This window comes from Streptomyces sp. NPDC052101 (genome assembly GCF_040680235.1).
Classification (GTDB): Bacteria; Actinomycetota; Actinomycetes; order Streptomycetales; family Streptomycetaceae; genus Streptomyces.
Genome location: NZ_JBFAWH010000008.1, coordinates 107,428 through 123,786, shown reverse-complemented (window position 1 = coordinate 123,786; position 16,359 = coordinate 107,428). Strand labels below are relative to the sequence as shown.

Sequence of the window (16,359 nt, the reverse complement as noted above, 5' to 3'; positions counted from 1 at the left end):
TGCTTCCCGTACGGAACAGCCCGACACCATGTCATGGCCGACCGCGCCGACCGGACGCGGGGCGGCCCGAGAGGGAGTACGAGAAGGTGGCAGCACCTAAGAGGGGCCAGAGCGCGAGCGCCCAGAGCAAACCAGGGCGCTCGCTGGCCCTCATCCTGATCGCCATCGTGGCGCTCACCGGAGGCATGTTCCTGTCCGGGAACACCACTCCGCGTCTCGGTATCGACCTCGCCGGTGGTACGAGCATCACGCTCAAGGCGAAGGCCGACCAGGGGTCCGCGATCAACAAGGCCAACATGGACACCGCGGTCGACATCATGAACCGCCGTGTCAACGGCCTGGGTGTCTCCGAGGCGGAGGTGCAGACCCAGGGGACCGACAACATCATCGTCAACATCCCCAAGGGCACCAACTCCAAGGAAGCGCAAGCACAGGTCGGCACCACCGCCAAGCTGTACTTCCGCCCGGTCCTCGCCAGCGAGCCCAGCGTTCCCGCCGGAAAGAGCCCGTCGCCGAGCGCCTCGCCCAGCGGCAGCTCCTCGCCGAAGCCGAGCACGAGCCCCTCCAGCAGCGCCTCCGCCAGGCAGAAGGCGTCCTCGTCCTCCACCGCGTCCCCCAAGGCCTCGGCCACCTCCCAGGGCCGCGCCGTCACCGACGCGCTGAAGGCCGGCTCCACCCCCTCGCCGAGCGCCTCCGCCTCCGGCAGCCCCACGCCGAAGGCCAGCCCGTCGGCCTCCTCCGGCGCAGCCGCGGACGCCGCGAAGCTCCAGGCCCAGTACGCCACCCTGGACTGCTCCAACCCCGCCGAACGGGCCAAGGTGGGCGGTGCCTCCAAGCCCGGTGAGCCCACGATCGCCTGCGGCGAGATCAGGAAGGTCTGGTACAAGTACGTACTCGGCCCGGCCGCCATCGACGGCACCGAGGTGAAGAACGCCGCCGCCCGGTTCGACACCCAGGGTGCCTCCGGCTGGCAGGTCGTGATGAACTTCACCTCCAGCGGCTCCAAGAAGTTCGCGGACGTCACCGGCGCGCTGGCCCAGAAGCAGCAGCCGCAGAACGAGTTCGGCATCGTCCTCGACGGCGAGGTCGTCTCCAGCCCGTATGTGAACCAGGCCATCACCGGCGGCCAGGCGGAGATCTCCGGCAGCTTCACCCAGCAGGAGGCCCAGAGCCTCGCCAACATGCTGTCGTACGGCGCCCTGCCGCTCTCCTTCCAGGAGCAGTCCGTCACCACCGTCACCGCCGCGCTCGGCGGTGAGCAGCTGCACGCCGGTCTGCTCGCCGGCGCGATCGGCCTCGCGCTGGTCGTGCTCTATCTGGTGGTCTACTACCGCGGTCTGTCGCTCGTCGCCATGGCCTCGCTGCTGGTCTCGGCGATCCTCACCTACGTGATCATGTCGCTGCTCGGCCCGGCCATCCACTTCGCGCTGAACCTGCCGGCCGTCTGCGGTGCCATCGTCGCCATCGGTATCACCGCCGACTCGTTCATCGTGTACTTCGAACGCATCCGGGACGAGATCCGCGAGGGCCGCTCGCTGCGCCCGGCGGTCGAGCGGGCCTGGCCGCGTGCCCGGCGCACGATCCTGGTCTCCGACTTCGTGTCGTTCCTCGCCGCCGCCGTCCTGTTCATCGTGACCGTCGGCAAGGTCCAGGGCTTCGCGTTCACGCTCGGCCTGACCACCGTGCTCGACGTGGTCGTCGTCTTCTTCTTCACCAAGCCGCTGATGACGCTGCTCGCCCGCCGCAAGTTCTTCGCGGGCGGCCACAAGTGGTCCGGCCTCGACCCGAAGGGCCTGGGCGCCAAGCCGCCGCTGCGTCGCACCCGCCGTCCCGCCGGCCCTGCCGCCGGCTCTGTCGACCCGAAGGAGGCCTGAGCGATGTCGAAACTCGGCAACCTCGGCGCTCGACTGCACCGCGGCGAGATCTCGTACGACTTCGTCGGCAAGCGCAAGATCTGGTACGGGATCTCCATCCTGATCACCATCACGGCCATCGTCGGTCTGGCGGTGCGCGGCCTGAACATGGGCATCGAGTTCAAGGGCGGCGCCGTCTTCACCACGCCGACCAGCATGAGCACCTCGGTCGGCCAGGCGGAGACGTACGCGAAGGACGCCTCCGGCCATGAGGCGATCGTGCAGAAGCTCGGCAACGGCAGCCTGCGCATCCAGATCGCCGGCATCGACACCGGCCAGTCCGACAAGATCAAGCAGGAGCTGGCCAAGGACCTCAAGCTCGACCCTGAGAAGCTCGCCGCCGACCTGGTCGGCCCGAGCTGGGGCGAGCAGATCGCGAGCAAGGCCTGGCAGGGCCTGGCCATCTTCATGGTGCTCGTCGTGATCTACCTGGCCATCGCCTTCGAGTGGCGCATGGCCGTCGCGGCGCTGGTCGCGCTGATCCACGACATCACGATCACGACCGGTATCTACGCCCTGGTCGGCTTCGAGGTCACGCCCGGTACGGTCATCGGTCTGCTGACCATCCTCGGTTACTCGCTCTACGACACGGTCGTCGTCTTCGACAGCCTCAAGGAGCAGACGAAGGACATCACCAAGCAGACCCGCCTCACCTACAGCGACATCGCCAACCTGTCGATCAACGGCACCCTGGTCCGTTCCATCAACACCACGGTCGTCGCCCTGCTGCCGGTCGCCGGCCTGCTGTTCATCGGCGGCGGCTTCCTCGGCGCGGGCACGCTGAACGACATCTCGCTGTCGCTGTTCGTCGGTCTCGCGGCCGGTGCCTACTCGTCGATCTTCATCGCCACGCCGCTCGTCGCCGACCTCAAGGAGCGCGAGCCGGCGATGAAGGCCCTCACCAAGCGGGTCCTGGCCAAGCGCGCCCAGGCCGCGGCCGAGGAGGACCTCGCCGCGGACCGGGTCGCCGACGACGACCCCGCCCCCGCCGTCGTGGGCCCCCGCAACCAGCCCGCGTCCCGCGGCCGGGGCCGCGGCCGACCCTCGGGGAAGCGCCGATGACCGGCATCCAGGAGCTGCTGCTCAGCCGCATCCGCGACGTCGCCGACTATCCGGAGCCGGGCGTGATGTTCAAGGACATCACGCCGCTGCTGGCGGACCCGGCCGCGTTCACGGCGCTCACCGACGCGCTGGCCGAGATCGCGGCCGACACCGGCGCGACCAAGATCGTCGGTCTGGAGGCCCGCGGCTTCATCCTGGGCGCGCCGGTCGCCGTCCGTGCGGGCCTCGGCTTCATTCCGGTCCGCAAGGCGGGCAAGCTGCCCGGAGCGACCCTGCGCCAGGCCTACGACCTGGAGTACGGCTCGGCCGAGATCGAGGTGCACGCGGAGGATCTCGCCGCCGGGGACCGGGTGCTGATCGTGGACGACGTCCTCGCCACGGGGGGTACGGCCGAGGCCGCGATCCAGCTGATCCAGCGTGCCGGCGCCGACGTCGCCGGGCTGGCGGTGCTGATGGAGCTGGGCTTCCTCGGCGGCCGGGCCCGCCTTCAGCCGGCGCTCGGCGCCGCCCCGCTGGAGGCGCTGCTCCAGGTCTGACGGACCCCGCCCCTGTCGTCGTACGGCCGTCCCGGTATCCCACCGGGGCGGCCGTACGCATGCGGGGGCGGCCCGCGAACGCCACGTGTGGGACACCCTCCGCACGCCCGCCCCACACCCGGAATCCACTTCCTGGAATCCGGCGGTGGCCTCCTGTGTTTCAGAGGTAGACGGTCCTCACTTCCGCCTGAAGGCGATGACCTGCCGCAGGATCGCTACCATGGGGTCTCCGGAGCCTGACCGGGGGACCCGGATCGCGCACGAGGAGTCCTCTTGCCAGACGAGGCCCAGCCACTGACCGCCGCCAAGCCCGAGCCCGCCTCGGCGCCCGCGGCCAAGCCCGCGCCGCATGTGTCCGACGCGAAGAACGACACCCGCGGGCCGATCGAGCACGCCCAGTCCGCGCCCGTCGAGAAGGCTGCCGAGACCTCGCGCCCCAAGCCGTCCCCCACTCTCGACTCCGCCCGAGCGGGGGGACTCCCATCGGCCGAACGCCCGGTCCAGCCACCCGTGGTGCGCCCGCCCACCGTCCAGCCCGGCCGCACCGGCTCCTCCAACCGCGTCCGCGCCCGCCTCGCCCGCCTCGGTGTGCAGCGCGCGAACCCCTACAACCCGGTCCTGGAACCCCTGCTGCGGATAGTCCGCAGCAACGACCCCAAGACCGAGAACTCCACGCTCCGCCAGATCGAGCGCGCCTACCAGGTCGCCGAGCGCTGGCACCGGGGCCAGAAGCGCAAGAGCGGCGACCCGTACATCACGCATCCGCTCGCCGTGACGACCATCCTCGCCGAGCTGGGCATGGACCCGGCCACGCTGATGGCGGGGCTGCTGCACGACACCGTCGAGGACACCGAGTACGGCCTTGAGGACCTGCGGCGCGACTTCGGCGACGTGGTCACCCTCCTCGTCGACGGCGTCACCAAGCTGGACAAGGTCAAGTTCGGCGAGGCCGCGCAGGCCGAGACCGTGCGCAAGATGGTCGTCGCCATGGCCAAGGACCCGCGCGTCCTGGTCATCAAGCTCGCCGACCGCCTGCACAACATGCGCACCATGCGCTACCTCAAGCGCGAGAAGCAGGAGAAGAAGGCGCGCGAGACGCTGGAGATCTACGCGCCGCTCGCCCACCGCCTCGGCATGAACACCATCAAGTGGGAGCTGGAGGACCTCGCGTTCGCGATCCTCTACCCCAAGATGTACGACGAGATCGTACGGCTGGTGGCCGAGCGGGCTCCCAAACGTGACGAGTACCTGGCCATAGTGACCGACGAGGTCCAGGCCGACCTGCGCGCCGCCCGTATCAAGGCGACCGTCACCGGCCGCCCGAAGCACTACTACAGCGTCTACCAGAAGATGATCGTCCGCGGCCGTGACTTCGCGGAGATCTACGACCTGGTGGGCATCCGTGTCCTCGTCGACACGGTCCGCGACTGCTACGCCGCCCTCGGCACCGTGCACGCGCGATGGAACCCGGTCCCCGGCCGGTTCAAGGACTACATCGCGATGCCCAAGTTCAACATGTACCAGTCGCTGCACACGACGGTCATCGGACCCAACGGCAAGCCGGTCGAACTGCAGATCCGCACCTTCGACATGCACCGCCGCGCCGAGTACGGCATCGCCGCGCACTGGAAGTACAAGCAGGAGGCCGTCGCCGGCGCCTCCAAGGTGCGTACGGACGTGCCCAAGGCCTCCGGCAAGGACAAGGACGCCATCAACGACATGGCGTGGCTGCGGCAGCTGCTGGACTGGCAGAAGGAGACCGAGGACCCCGGTGAGTTCCTGGAGTCCCTGCGCTTCGACCTGTCCCGCAACGAGGTCTTCGTCTTCACCCCCAAGGGCGATGTCATCGCCCTGCCCGCGGGCGCCACACCCGTCGACTTCGCGTACGCCGTCCACACCGAGGTCGGCCACCGCACGATAGGAGCGCGGGTCAACGGCAGGCTCGTACCGCTCGAATCCACCCTGGACAACGGCGACTTGGTGGAGGTCTTCACCTCCAAGGCGCCCGGCGCCGGGCCGTCCCGCGACTGGCTGGGCTTCGTCAAGTCGCCGCGGGCGCGCAACAAGATCCGCGCCTGGTTCTCCAAGGAGCGCCGGGACGAGGCGATCGAGCAGGGCAAGGACGCGATCGTCCGGGCGATGCGCAAGCAGAACCTGCCGATCCAGCGGATCCTCACCGGCGACTCCCTCGTCACGCTGGCGCACGAGATGCGGTACTCGGACATCTCCGCGCTGTACGCGGCGATCGGCGAGGGCCATGTCTCCGCGCAGAACATCGTGCAGAAGCTGGTCCAGGCCCTCGGCGGTGAGGAGGCGGCCACCGAGGAGATCGACGAGGCGGTCCCGCCGTCCCGCAGCCGTGGCCGCAAGCGCCGCTCCAGCGCGGACCCGGGTGTCGTGGTCAAGGGCGTCGACGACGTCTGGGTCAAGCTGGCCCGCTGCTGCACGCCCGTGCCCGGCGATCCGATCATCGGCTTCGTCACGCGCGGCAGCGGCGTATCGGTTCACCGCAGCGACTGTGTCAACGTCGAGTCACTGTCCCGCGAACCGGAGCGCATCCTCGACGTCGAGTGGGCGCCGACCCAGTCCTCGGTCTTCCTGGTCGCGATCCAGGTCGAGGCGCTGGACCGCTCCCGTCTGCTCTCGGACGTCACCCGCGTCCTGTCCGACCAGCACGTCAACATCCTCTCCGCGGCCGTCCAGACCTCCCGCGACCGGGTGGCCACCTCCCGGTTCACCTTCGAGATGGGCGACCCGAAGCACCTCGGCCACGTCCTGAAGGCCGTACGGGGCGTGGAGGGCGTCTACGACGTCTACCGCGTGACCTCGGGACGCAGCCGGTCGTAGCCCCACGGACGACGGACATGGGAAAGGGCCCCGTACGCGCGTACGGGGCCCTCTCGCATGCCAGTTGGGGGGAATCAGCCGCCGAACTCCTGCAGGCCCTTCAGGGCCTGGTCCAGGAGCGCCTGACGGCCCTCCAGCTCACGCTCCAGCTTGTCGGCCCTGGCGTTGTTGCCCTGGGCGCGGGCCTGGTCGATCTGTGCCCTCAGCTTGTCCACGGCGGCCTGCAGCTGACCGGTCAGACCCTCGGCACGCGCGCGTGCCTCCGGGTTCGTCCGGCGCCACTCGGCCTCCTCGGCCTCCTGGATCGCCCGCTCGACCGCGTGCATCCGGCCCTCGACCTTCGGACGCGCGTCCCGCGGGACGTGGCCGATGGCCTCCCAGCGCTCGTTGACCGAGCGGAAGGCGGCTCGCGCCGTCTTCAGGTCACCGATCGGCAGGAGCTTCTCGGCCTCCTCGGCCAGCTCCTCCTTCAGCTTCAGGTTCTCCGACTGCTCCGCGTCCCGCTCGGCGAACACCGAGCTGCGGGCGGCGAAGAACACGTCCTGAGCACCGCGGAAGCGGTTCCACAGGTCGTCCTCGTGCTCGCGCTGGGCGCGGCCCGCGGCCTTCCACTGCGCCATCAGCTCGCGGTAACGGGCCGCCGTCGGACCCCAGTCCGTCGAAGCGGACAGCGCCTCGGCCTCGCCGACCAGCCGCTCCTTGATCCGGCGGGCCTCCTCACGCTGCGCGTCCAGCTGCGCGAAGTGCCCCTTGCGCCGCTTGGAGAACGCCGACCGGGCATGCGAGAAGCGGTGCCACAGCTCGTCGTCGGACTTGCGGTCCAGCCGCGGCAGCCCCTTCCAGGTGTCCACCAGCGCCCGCAGCCGCTCACCGGCGGCCCGCCACTGGTCGGACTGCGCCAGCTGCTCCGCCTCGGTGACCAGGTCCTCCTTGGCCTTGCGGGCCTCGTCGGACTGCTTGGCCCGCTGCTGCTTGCGCTCCTCCCGGCGCGCCTCCACGGTCGCGACGAGCTTGTCCAGCCGGCCCCGCAGCGCCTCCAGGTCGCCGACCGCGTGGTGCGCGTCGACCTGCTCGCGCAGGTGGTCGATCGCCGTCTGGGCGTCCTTCGCCGACAGGTCGGTGGTCTGCACTCGCTTCTCGAGGAGGCCGATCTCGACAACCAGGCCCTCGTACTTGCGCTCGAAGTAGGCCAGCGCCTCCTCAGGGGAGCCGGCCGCCCAGGATCCGACGACCTGCTCGCCGTCGGCCGTACGCACGTACACGGTCCCCGTCTCGTCGACGCGGCCCCACGGGTCGCTGCTCACAGCGCCTCCTCCACATGATGCCGGCGGGGGCTTCGGCGCCCCCCGGGCATCGTCCACAGTTTCGTCACGGCCAACATAGGCGACCAGCGGGTTGCCTGTCCGCATCCAGCGCGACCGAAATTCCGCAGTTGGCCGTCTTGGGGTTCAGGACGGTGTCAGGACTTCGTCACCGTCGCCTTGTTGATCACCACGGTCGCGTTCGGCGCGGTGTTCTGCGTGGTCGGGTCGGCCGGCTGGGCGCCGGCGGCGGCGATCTTCTGCAGCACCTTCATGCCCGCGTCCGACACCGTGCCGAACGGGGTGTACTGGGGCGGCAGCGGGCTGTCCTTGTAGACCAGGAAGAACTGGCTGCCGCCGGTGTGCTTCTGACCGGTGTTGGCCATCGCCACCGTGCCCGCCGGGTACGTGTTGGCCTTCAGGCTCTTGTCCTTCAGGTTCTCGTCCGGGAGCGTGTAGCCCGGACCGCCCATCCCGGTGCCCTGCGGGTCACCGCACTGCAGCACGTAGATGCCGGTCGTGGTCAGACGGTGGCACTTCGTGTGGTCGAAGAAGCCCTTGCCCGCCAAGAAGTCGAACGAGTTGACCGTGTGCGGGGCCGCCGCCGTCTTCAGGTCGATGTCGATGTCGCCGCACGTCGTCGCCAGCTTCATCGTGTATTTCGCCGACGTGTCGATCGTCATCGCCGGCTCCTTCTTCCAGCTCAGCTTCTGCGCCGAGCCGGCCGCCGGCTTCGCGCACGGGTCCGGAGCCTTGCTGGTCGGCGCGGCGCTGGGCGTGACGTCCGCGGCGGTGTTGGTCTTCTTGTCGTCGCCCTTCAGCACACCGGTCGTGTAGAGCGCGACACTGCCGATCACGATCACGCCCAGTACCGACGCGATCACGGAGTTGCGCACGCGGGCCTTGCGCCGCGCACTGGTGCGCCGCTGCTGCTGCCGCAAGAACTTCTCCCGGGCGAGCTGACGCCGCCGCTGCTCCTGGCTGACCACCGGGTTTTCTCCTCATGCGTGTCGTGTGTCGACCGGTACGCGTGCGTGCTCGTGAGCCGACCGCTGCGTGTAGCCCCGTACCGTATATGGGTTCGCTGAGGAAACGGCAGCGCCGGTAGGCTCTGACTGCGGCTGAGGCCGTCTGCAAGCCGTCCGCAAGCCGAAGCAATCGACACAACGAAGGACGATCGTGCTCATTGCCGGGTTCCCCGCCGGGGCCTGGGGGACGAACTGTTATCTCGTCGCCCCCGCCGCCGGTGAGGAGTGCGTGATCATCGACCCCGGCCACCAGGCCGCCGAAGGCGTCGAGGAAGCACTCAAGAAACATCGGCTCAAGCCCGTCGCCGTCGTCCTCACCCACGGCCACATCGACCACGTGGCCTCGGTCGTCCCGGTCTGCGGCGCGCACGACGTACCGGCCTGGATCCACCCCGAGGACCGCTACATGATGAGCGACCCCGAGAAGGCGATCGGCCGGTCCATCGGCATGCCGCTGATGGGCGAGCTGACCGTGGGGGAGCCGGACGACGTCCGGGAGCTGGCCGACGGCACGGGGCTGGAGCTGGCCGGTATGGAGTTCTCCGTCGCGCACGCGCCGGGCCATACCAAGGGGTCGGTGACCTTCAAGATGCCCGAGACCGCCGACATCCCGTCGGTGTTCTTCTCCGGGGATCTGCTGTTCGCCGGCTCCATCGGACGCACCGACCTGCCGGGCGGATCCATGGAGGACATGCTCGAGTCGCTGGCCCGCGTGTGCCTGCCGCTCGACGACTCCACCGTGGTCCTGTCCGGCCATGGCCCCCAGACGACCATCGGCCAGGAGCGCGCCACCAACCCCTATCTGCGGCAGGTGGCGGCCGGCCTGGGAGCGGACGCCGACGCTCCCCGACGAGGAATGTGACGAGAATTTTCGTGAGCACTTTCAAGGCCCCCAAGGGCACGTACGATCTGCTGCCGCCGGACAGCGCCAAGTTCCTGGCCGTCCGCGAGGCGATCGCCGCGCCGCTCAGGAACTCCGGCTACGGATACATCGAGACCCCGGGCTTCGAGAACGTCGAACTGTTCGCGCGCGGCGTCGGTGAGTCCACCGACATCGTGACGAAGGAGATGTACGTCTTCGAGACGAAGGGCGGCGACAGGCTGGCCCTGCGCCCGGAGACGACCGCCCCCGTGCTGCGCGCGGTCCTGGAGGCCAACCTGCACAAGACGGGCAACCTCCCGGTGAAGGTCTGGTACTCGGGCTCGCAGTACCGCTACGAGCGCCCGCAGAAGGGCCGTTACCGGCACTTCTCCCAGGTCGGCGCCGAGGCGATCGGCGCGGAGGACCCGGCGCTGGACGCCGAGCTGATCATCCTGGCCGACCAGGCGTACCGCTCGCTGGGCCTGCGCAACTTCCGCATCCTGCTGAACAGCCTCGGCGACAAGGAGTGCCGTCCGGTGTACCGGGCAGCGCTGCAGGACTTCCTGCGCGGCCTGGACCTGGACGAGGACACCCGCCGCCGCGTCGACATCAACCCGCTCCGGGTCCTCGACGACAAGCGCGAGTCGGTCCAGAAGCAGCTCACGGGCGCCCCGCTGCTGCGCGACTACCTGTGCGACGCCTGCAAGGCGTACCACGAGGAGGTCCGCGAGCTGATCACGGCGGCGGGCGTGTCCTTCGAGAACGACCCGAAGCTGGTGCGCGGCCTGGACTACTACACCCGCACCACCTTCGAGTTCGTGCACGACGGTTTGGGCTCCCAGTCCGCGGTGGGCGGCGGCGGCCGCTACGACGGCCTGTCCGAGATGATCGGCGGCCCCGCGCTGCCGTCCGTCGGCTGGGCCCTCGGCGTCGACCGCACGGTCCTCGCCCTGGAGGCCGAGGGCGTGGAACTCGACATTCCGTCCATCACGTCGGTCTTCGCGGTCCCGCTCGGCGAGGAGGCCCGCCGGGTGCTGTTCGCGAAGATCACCGAGCTGCGCAAGGTCGGCATCTCGGCGGACTTCTCGTACGGCGGCAAGGGTTTGAAGGGGGCCATGAAGAACGCCAACCGCTCCGGCGCCCGTTACGCGATCGTCGCAGGCGAGCGCGACCTCGCCGACGGCATCGTCCAGCTCAAGGACATGGAGTCCGGTGAGCAGACGGCGATCGGCGTGAACGAGATCGTGGCGGAACTGGAATCCCGGCTCGGCTAACGACGAGAAGGGCGCCGGACTTGTCCGGCGCCCTTCCCAGTGGTCGAGGAGCCCGTGGCGCATCGCGCCGGTGACGGCGGCTGTCCGGTCGTCGACGCCGAGCCTGCCGAAGATCCGCAGCAGATGGGTCTTGACCGTCGCCCCCCGATGCCGCATTGACATGCGGCTACCGCCGCGTGGGCCGTCGGCCGATCTCCGCGTTCGTGCAGCCCTCGGTCACCAGCCGCAGGACGGCCGTCTGCCCCGACAGCCGCCACCGACGGGGCCGGCTCGGTCTCGCCGCGCGCGGCCGACAGCCGCGCCACCTCATGCCGGCCGGCGTCCAACTCGGCGCGTTCCATGCCCTGCTCGATGATCCGGATGATCCAGGCGCCGACCGCCCCGGAGAACGCCGGGCAGACCACGGCGAACTGCGCGTCGGCGAACAGGTCCTCGGCGCCCGGCCGTCACAGCAGCGGCCGGCCCGCGACCGGCGCCAGGTTGATCACCGTGACCGTCACCAGTGCGCAGCGCATGCGCAGGGTCATGAAGCACTGGGGGACCAGCGCGAACGCGACCAGCCCGTTCTCGCCTGCTCCGCGCGGAGGACGAGGACGAGGACGAGGGCCAGGATGGCCACCTATACGGCGGCGAAGTAGACCTCCCAGAGCCGGGGCGTGCGGTCCCAGGCGTTGATGTCCCGGGCGCGGTCACCCCCCTCACCCGTCGCGCCGGTTCTTCCACCGGAAGGTGAGCAAGCACAGCACCAGTCCTCCGACGCACCACGCACCCAGCACCATGGCGATCCGCCCGAACTCCCATGCGTGCGCCTGCTCCAGCACCTTCGCCGAGTCGGGCAGGAACACGCCCCGCAGCCCCTGGCACATCCACTTGAGCGGGAACCGGGCGCCGATGTCGAGCATCCAGCCGGGGATGGTGTCGACGGCGATGTAGACCCCGGAGATGAACTGGAGGACCAGGAAGGGCAGGACGACGACCGAGCTGGCACTCTTCGCCGACCTGGGTACCGAGCCGATGGCGATGCCGAGCAGCGCGCACGCGGTCAGCCCGAGCACGAAGATCCACACGAGGTCGAACCAGCGGCTGGGGTCGGACGGCAGGTGGACGCCGTAGCACGCCGTGCCGACGGCGAGCAGGATCGCGGTCTCCAGGACCCCGGTGAACAGAACCAGCCAGATCTTGCCGAGGAAATAGGCCGCCGGTGGCATCGGCGTGCCCCGCAGCCGGCGCAGCACCTTCTCGTCCCGCTCGACGGCGATGGAGATGCCGAGCGACTGGAAGCTCGTCGACATGATCCCGGAAGCCGTCATCGCGGGCACGTACAGCTGGGAGGCGGTGATCCCGGCGCCCTGGACGTGGTCGCGGAAGATCGACGCGAACAGGAACAGGAACACCACCGGGAAGGCGAAGGTGAAGACCACCTGCTCGCGCTGGCGGAAGAACTGCCTGATCTCCAGTGCGCCCCGTCGCAGCCCGAGCGTCCAGGCGCCGGGCAGGGAGCCGGCGGTCTCGCGGGCGTCGGCCCGTACGGCGGTCGTGGTCATCGTGCGGCCTCCTGGCCGGTCAGCCGGAGGTAGACGTCCTCCAGGGTGGGGCGGGTCACGGTCAGTCCGGGTATCTCGCCGTCGAAGCGGCGCATCAGCTCGGCGACGGTCCCGGTCGGCGTGGCGGTGTGCTCCGCGCGCGGGGAGCCGTCGGCCTCCGCCCAGCTGACGGTGACCTCGCCGCCGTAGTGCCGGCGCAGCTCGTCGGGCGTGCCCTCGGCGACGACCCGGCCCTTCGCGACGACCGCGAGCCGGTCCGCGAGGGTCTCGGCCTCCTCCAGGTAGTGCGTGGTGAGCAGGATCGTCGTGCCCTCGCCGGCGAGCAGCCGGATCAGGTCCCAGAACTGGCGCCGGGCGGCCGGGTCGAAACCGGTGGTCGGCTCGTCCAGGAGCAGCAGCTCGGGGCCGCCGATCACGCCGAGCGCCACGTCGAGGCGGCGCCGCTGGCCGCCGGAGAGGGCCTTGATCCGGCTGTTCCTCTTCGCTTCGAGGCCGACCAGGCGGATGACCTCCTCCGCATCGCGCGGGCGCGGGTAGTAGTGGGCGAAGTGCCGCACTGTCTCGCGCACCGTCAACTCCGCGGGTGCCGATTCGTCCTGCCAGACGATTCCGACGCGGGACCTCCACGCGCGCGTGCCCGTCGCCGGGTCCGCACCGAGGACCGAGACTTCGCCGGAGTCGCGTGACCGGTTGCCCTGAAGGATCTCCACCGTGGTGCTCTTGCCGGCGCCGTTCGGTCCGAGCAGGCCGAACACCTCACCGCGCCGGATGCCGAGGTCGAGCCCGTCCACCGCGGTCACGCCCCCGTACCGCTTGCGCAGCCCCCGGACGTCCACCGCGAGTTCGTTCGCGTGTGCTGTCATGCCCTTGAGCATCGGCCGGAAGCGAACGATCCGTGCCGACCGTGCGTACCTCCTTATGTCCATCGAACGGTGGACACACATGTGCGTGCGGCACAATGAGCCGTGCCCGAAGATGGTCCAACTCTCAAGTGACGGAATCGGCGAGATGAGCAAGACGACAGTCAACGACGTCTCCACGGAGTCGGGTCCCGAGCGTGCCGCCGACACCCCGCGCACGGCCGGTGGCAGCCGTGCCTTCGCCCTGCTGCTGGTGATCACCGGCGCGGCCGGGCTGCTGGCCGCCTGGGTCATCACGATCGACAAGTTCAAGATCCTTGAGGCGAAGGCCGCAGGGAAGACGTTCACTCCCGGCTGCAGCGTCAACCCGATCGTGTCCTGTGGCAGCGTCATGGAGAGCAAGCAGGCGGCCGTCTTCGGCTTCCCGAACCCCATGCTCGGCCTGGTCTGCTACGGCATCGTCATCTGCGTCGGCATGAGCCTGCTGACCCGCGCCCGCTTCCCGCGCTGGTACTGGCTGACCTTCAACGTCGGCACGCTCTTCGGTGTCTGCTTCGTCACCTGGCTGCAGTTCGAGTCCCTGTACCGGATCAACGCGCTGTGCCTGTGGTGCTCGCTGGCCTGGGTCGCCACGCTCACCATGTTCTGGTACGTGACCTCGTTCAACGTCCGCAACGGCTTCCTGCCCTCGCCGGGCTGGCTGAAGCGGTTCCTCGGCGAGTTCACCTGGGTCATCCCGGTCACCCACTGCGGTGTCATCGCCATGCTGATCCTGACCCGCTGGGGCAGCCAGCTCTGGGCCTGAGCCCGGCCCCGCCGCGTTGTCAGTGCGGTGATTTAGGGTTTTGGACGTGGAACCCGACCTCTTCACCGCCGCAGCAGAAGAACGCCAGGAGAAGGACCCGGCGGCCAGCCCCCTGGCGGTGCGGATGCGCCCGCGCACCCTCGACGAGGTGGTGGGCCAGCAGCATCTACTGAAGCCCGGATCCCCGCTGCGCCGGCTGGTCGGCGAGGGCTCCGCAGGCCCCGCCGGACCGTCCTCGGTCATCCTCTGGGGCCCGCCCGGCACCGGCAAGACCACCCTCGCGTACGTGGTCTCCAAGGCGACGAACAAACGGTTCGTGGAGCTGTCCGCGATCACCGCGGGCGTCAAGGAGGTCCGCGCGGTCATCGACGGCGCCCGCCGCGCCACCGGCGGCTTCGGCAAGGAGACCGTCCTCTTCCTGGACGAGATCCACCGCTTCAGCAAGGCCCAGCAGGACTCCCTGCTCCCAGCGGTCGAGAACCGCTGGGTGACCCTGATCGCGGCCACCACCGAGAACCCCTACTTCTCGGTGATCTCGCCCCTGCTGTCCCGCTCACTCCTGCTGACGCTGGAACCGCTCACCGACGACGACATCCGCGGCCTGCTGGGGCGCGCCCTGACCGACGAGCGCGGCCTGAAGGACGCCGTCGGCCTCCCGGAGGACACCGAGGAGCACCTGCTGCGCATCGCCGGCGGCGACGCCCGCCGGGCCCTGACCGCCCTGGAGGCCGCCGCGGGAGCCGCCCTCGACCAGGACGAGAGCGAGATCAGCCTGCAAACGCTGGAGCAGACGGTCGACCGCGCCGCGGTGAAGTACGACCGCGACGGCGACCAGCACTACGACGTCGCCAGCGCCCTCATCAAGTCCATCAGGGGCTCCGACGTCGACGCGGCCCTGCACTACCTCGCCCGCATGATCGAGGCCGGCGAGGACCCCCGCTTCATCGCCCGCCGCCTGATGATCTCCGCCAGCGAGGACATCGGACTGGCCGATCCCAGCGCCCTGCCCATCGCGGTCGCCGCCGCCCAGGCCGTCGCGATGATCGGCTTCCCCGAGGCCGCCCTCACCCTCAGCCACGCCACCATCGCCCTGGCCCTCGCCCCCAAGTCCAACTCCGCGACCACCGCGATCGGCGCCGCCATGGAGGACGTACGCAAGGGCCTGGCCGGCCCGGTCCCCCCGCATCTGCGCGACGGGCACTACAAGGGTGCGGCCAAGCTCGGCCACGCCCAGGGGTATGTGTATCCGCACGACCTGCCCGAGGGCATCGCCCAGCAGCAGTACGCCCCGGACGCCCTGAAGGACCGCGAGTACTACACCCCGACCCGGCACGGCACCGAGGCGCGGTACGCGGACGCGGTGGAGTGGACCAGGAAGCACCTCGGTCGCAGACGGTCCTGAGCGCCCTGTAGACTGCCCGGAAGTGCTGAGTCTCGCGCCGTCAGAGCGGGACACCCAGCCGGAACCCCACGGCCGCAAGGACGCGAGGTTCCAGGAGCGTCGCGCACCGTCGAACGGTGTCGCGGGCAGCCCACCACCACCCGGAGTTCCGGGACGGTCGGTGGGCCACTCGCGTGCTGCACGTTGTGCCCAGACCAGGGGAGCGGCTGCCCGGCAGGTCCGAAGCGGACCCGGCGGGTTTCCCCGGCTGCGGAGGCGACCTCCCTTAACTCTGACAAGCCGGAAACTACGAAAGAGATAAGAGACAGTGGCGAACCAGTCCCGCCCCAAGGTCAAGAAGTCGCGTGCCCTCGGCATCGCGCTGACCCCGAAGGCCGTCAAGTACTTCGAGGCCCGCCCCTACCCGCCGGGTGAGCACGGCCGCGGCCGCAAGCAGAACTCGGACTACAAGGTCCGTCTGCTGGAGAAGCAGCGTCTGCGCGCGCAGTACGACGTGTCCGAGCGTCAGCTCGTCCGCGCCTACGAGCGTGCCTCCAAGGTTCAGGGCAAGACCGGTGAGGCCCTGATCATCGAGCTCGAGCGCCGTCTCGACGCCCTGGTCCTGCGTTCGGGCATCGCCCGCACCATCTACCAGGCCCGTCAGATGGTCGTCCACGGCCACATCCAGGTCAACGGCCAGAAGGTCGACAAGCCGTCCTTCCGCGTCCGCCCGGACGACGTCGTGCAGGTCCGCGACCGCTCCAAGGAGAAGACGCTCTTCACGATCGCCCGCGAGGGTGGCTTCGCCCCCGAGGGTGAGACCCCGCGCTATCTGCAGGTGAACCTCAAGGCCCTGGCGTTCCGCCTGGACCGCGAGCCGAACCGCAAGGAGATCCCGGTGATCTGCGACGAGCAGCTCGTCGTCGAGTACTACGCCCGCTGATCC

13 protein-coding genes and 1 pseudogene are annotated in these 16,359 nt (G+C 69.7%); 9 read left to right on the top strand and 5 right to left on the bottom strand.

The features are described from left to right. The first annotated feature begins 86 nt into the window (after nt 1–86). The 4 genes from secD (at nt 87) to AB0L75_RS16795 (ending at nt 6,358) form a co-directional block, all read left to right on the top strand. Entirely contained in the window at nt 87–1,874 is a 1,788-nt protein-coding gene (gene secD / locus AB0L75_RS16810; RefSeq protein ID WP_365181429.1) for a protein translocase subunit SecD, read from the top strand. Nucleotides 1,875–1,877: 3 nt separating this feature from the next. Next, complete coding sequence (gene secF, locus AB0L75_RS16805; protein ID WP_365181427.1) at nt 1,878–2,975, top strand: protein translocase subunit SecF; 1,098 nt, start codon at nt 1,878–1,880, stop codon at nt 2,973–2,975. Then, nucleotides 2,972–3,511 carry an adenine phosphoribosyltransferase gene (locus tag AB0L75_RS16800; RefSeq protein WP_365181425.1) on the top strand — a complete coding sequence of 180 codons (540 nt, stop codon included), beginning with the start codon at nt 2,972–2,974 and terminating at the stop codon, nt 3,509–3,511. The genes secF and AB0L75_RS16800 overlap by 4 nt, the downstream gene beginning before the upstream one ends. A 273-nt stretch (nt 3,512–3,784) precedes the next feature. Beyond that, nucleotides 3,785–6,358 (top strand): bifunctional (p)ppGpp synthetase/guanosine-3',5'-bis(diphosphate) 3'-pyrophosphohydrolase, encoded by a 2,574-nt coding sequence (locus AB0L75_RS16795; protein ID WP_365181423.1) that lies wholly within the window; start codon nt 3,785–3,787, stop codon nt 6,356–6,358. Nucleotides 6,359–6,432: 74 nt separating this feature from the next. Here the strand turns inward: AB0L75_RS16795 and AB0L75_RS16790 are convergent, their stop codons facing one another. Together AB0L75_RS16790 and AB0L75_RS16785 are read right to left on the bottom strand one after the other, a co-directional pair. Next, nucleotides 6,433–7,662, bottom strand: a complete 1,230-nt coding sequence (locus AB0L75_RS16790) for a DUF349 domain-containing protein (protein ID WP_365181421.1) — start codon at nt 7,660–7,662, stop codon at nt 6,433–6,435. A gap of 155 nt (nt 7,663–7,817) precedes the next feature. Next, nucleotides 7,818–8,648: a peptidylprolyl isomerase gene (locus AB0L75_RS16785; protein WP_365181419.1), complete on the bottom strand. Its 831-nt coding sequence runs from the start codon at nt 8,646–8,648 to the stop codon at nt 7,818–7,820. Between the two features lie 190 nt (nt 8,649–8,838). Here AB0L75_RS16785 and AB0L75_RS16780 point away from each other — a divergent pair, with 190 nt between their 5' ends. Then, nucleotides 8,839–9,549: an MBL fold metallo-hydrolase gene (locus AB0L75_RS16780; RefSeq protein WP_365181417.1), complete on the top strand. Its 711-nt coding sequence runs from the start codon at nt 8,839–8,841 to the stop codon at nt 9,547–9,549. Between the two features lie 11 nt (nt 9,550–9,560). Then, complete coding sequence (gene hisS, locus AB0L75_RS16775; RefSeq protein WP_365181416.1) at nt 9,561–10,823, top strand: histidine--tRNA ligase; 1,263 nt, start codon at nt 9,561–9,563, stop codon at nt 10,821–10,823. A gap of 42 nt (nt 10,824–10,865) precedes the next feature. On the opposite strand, the pseudogene AB0L75_RS16770 reads toward hisS, so the two are convergent. From AB0L75_RS16770 to AB0L75_RS16760, 3 genes and pseudogenes are all read right to left on the bottom strand, one after another. Next, nucleotides 10,866–11,116 (bottom strand): annotated as a pseudogene (locus AB0L75_RS16770) (DNA-binding response regulator); the annotation flags it as partial. 405 nt (nt 11,117–11,521) lie between these two features. Next, on the bottom strand, nt 11,522–12,367 hold the full coding sequence (locus AB0L75_RS16765) for an ABC transporter permease (protein WP_365181414.1): 846 nt from the start codon (nt 12,365–12,367) through the stop codon (nt 11,522–11,524). After that, complete coding sequence (locus AB0L75_RS16760; protein ID WP_365181412.1) at nt 12,364–13,230, bottom strand: ABC transporter ATP-binding protein; 867 nt, start codon at nt 13,228–13,230, stop codon at nt 12,364–12,366. Before AB0L75_RS16760 ends, AB0L75_RS16765 begins: the two co-directional genes overlap by 4 nt. Nucleotides 13,231–13,375: 145 nt before the next feature. Here AB0L75_RS16760 and AB0L75_RS16755 point away from each other — a divergent pair, with 145 nt between their 5' ends. The 3 genes from AB0L75_RS16755 (at nt 13,376) to rpsD (ending at nt 16,356) form a co-directional block, all read left to right on the top strand. Further along, the gene (locus AB0L75_RS16755) at nt 13,376–14,032 is read left to right on the top strand and encodes a vitamin K epoxide reductase family protein (protein WP_365181410.1); all 657 of its coding nucleotides are present in this window, start codon (nt 13,376–13,378) and stop codon (nt 14,030–14,032) included. A 46-nt stretch (nt 14,033–14,078) separates the two neighbouring features. After that, nucleotides 14,079–15,434, top strand: a complete 1,356-nt coding sequence (locus tag AB0L75_RS16750) for a replication-associated recombination protein A (RefSeq protein ID WP_365181408.1) — start codon at nt 14,079–14,081, stop codon at nt 15,432–15,434. A gap of 307 nt (nt 15,435–15,741) precedes the next feature. After that, the gene (gene rpsD / locus AB0L75_RS16745) at nt 15,742–16,356 is read left to right on the top strand and encodes a 30S ribosomal protein S4 (protein ID WP_018570215.1); all 615 of its coding nucleotides are present in this window, start codon (nt 15,742–15,744) and stop codon (nt 16,354–16,356) included. Nucleotides 16,357–16,359 lie beyond the last annotated feature (3 nt).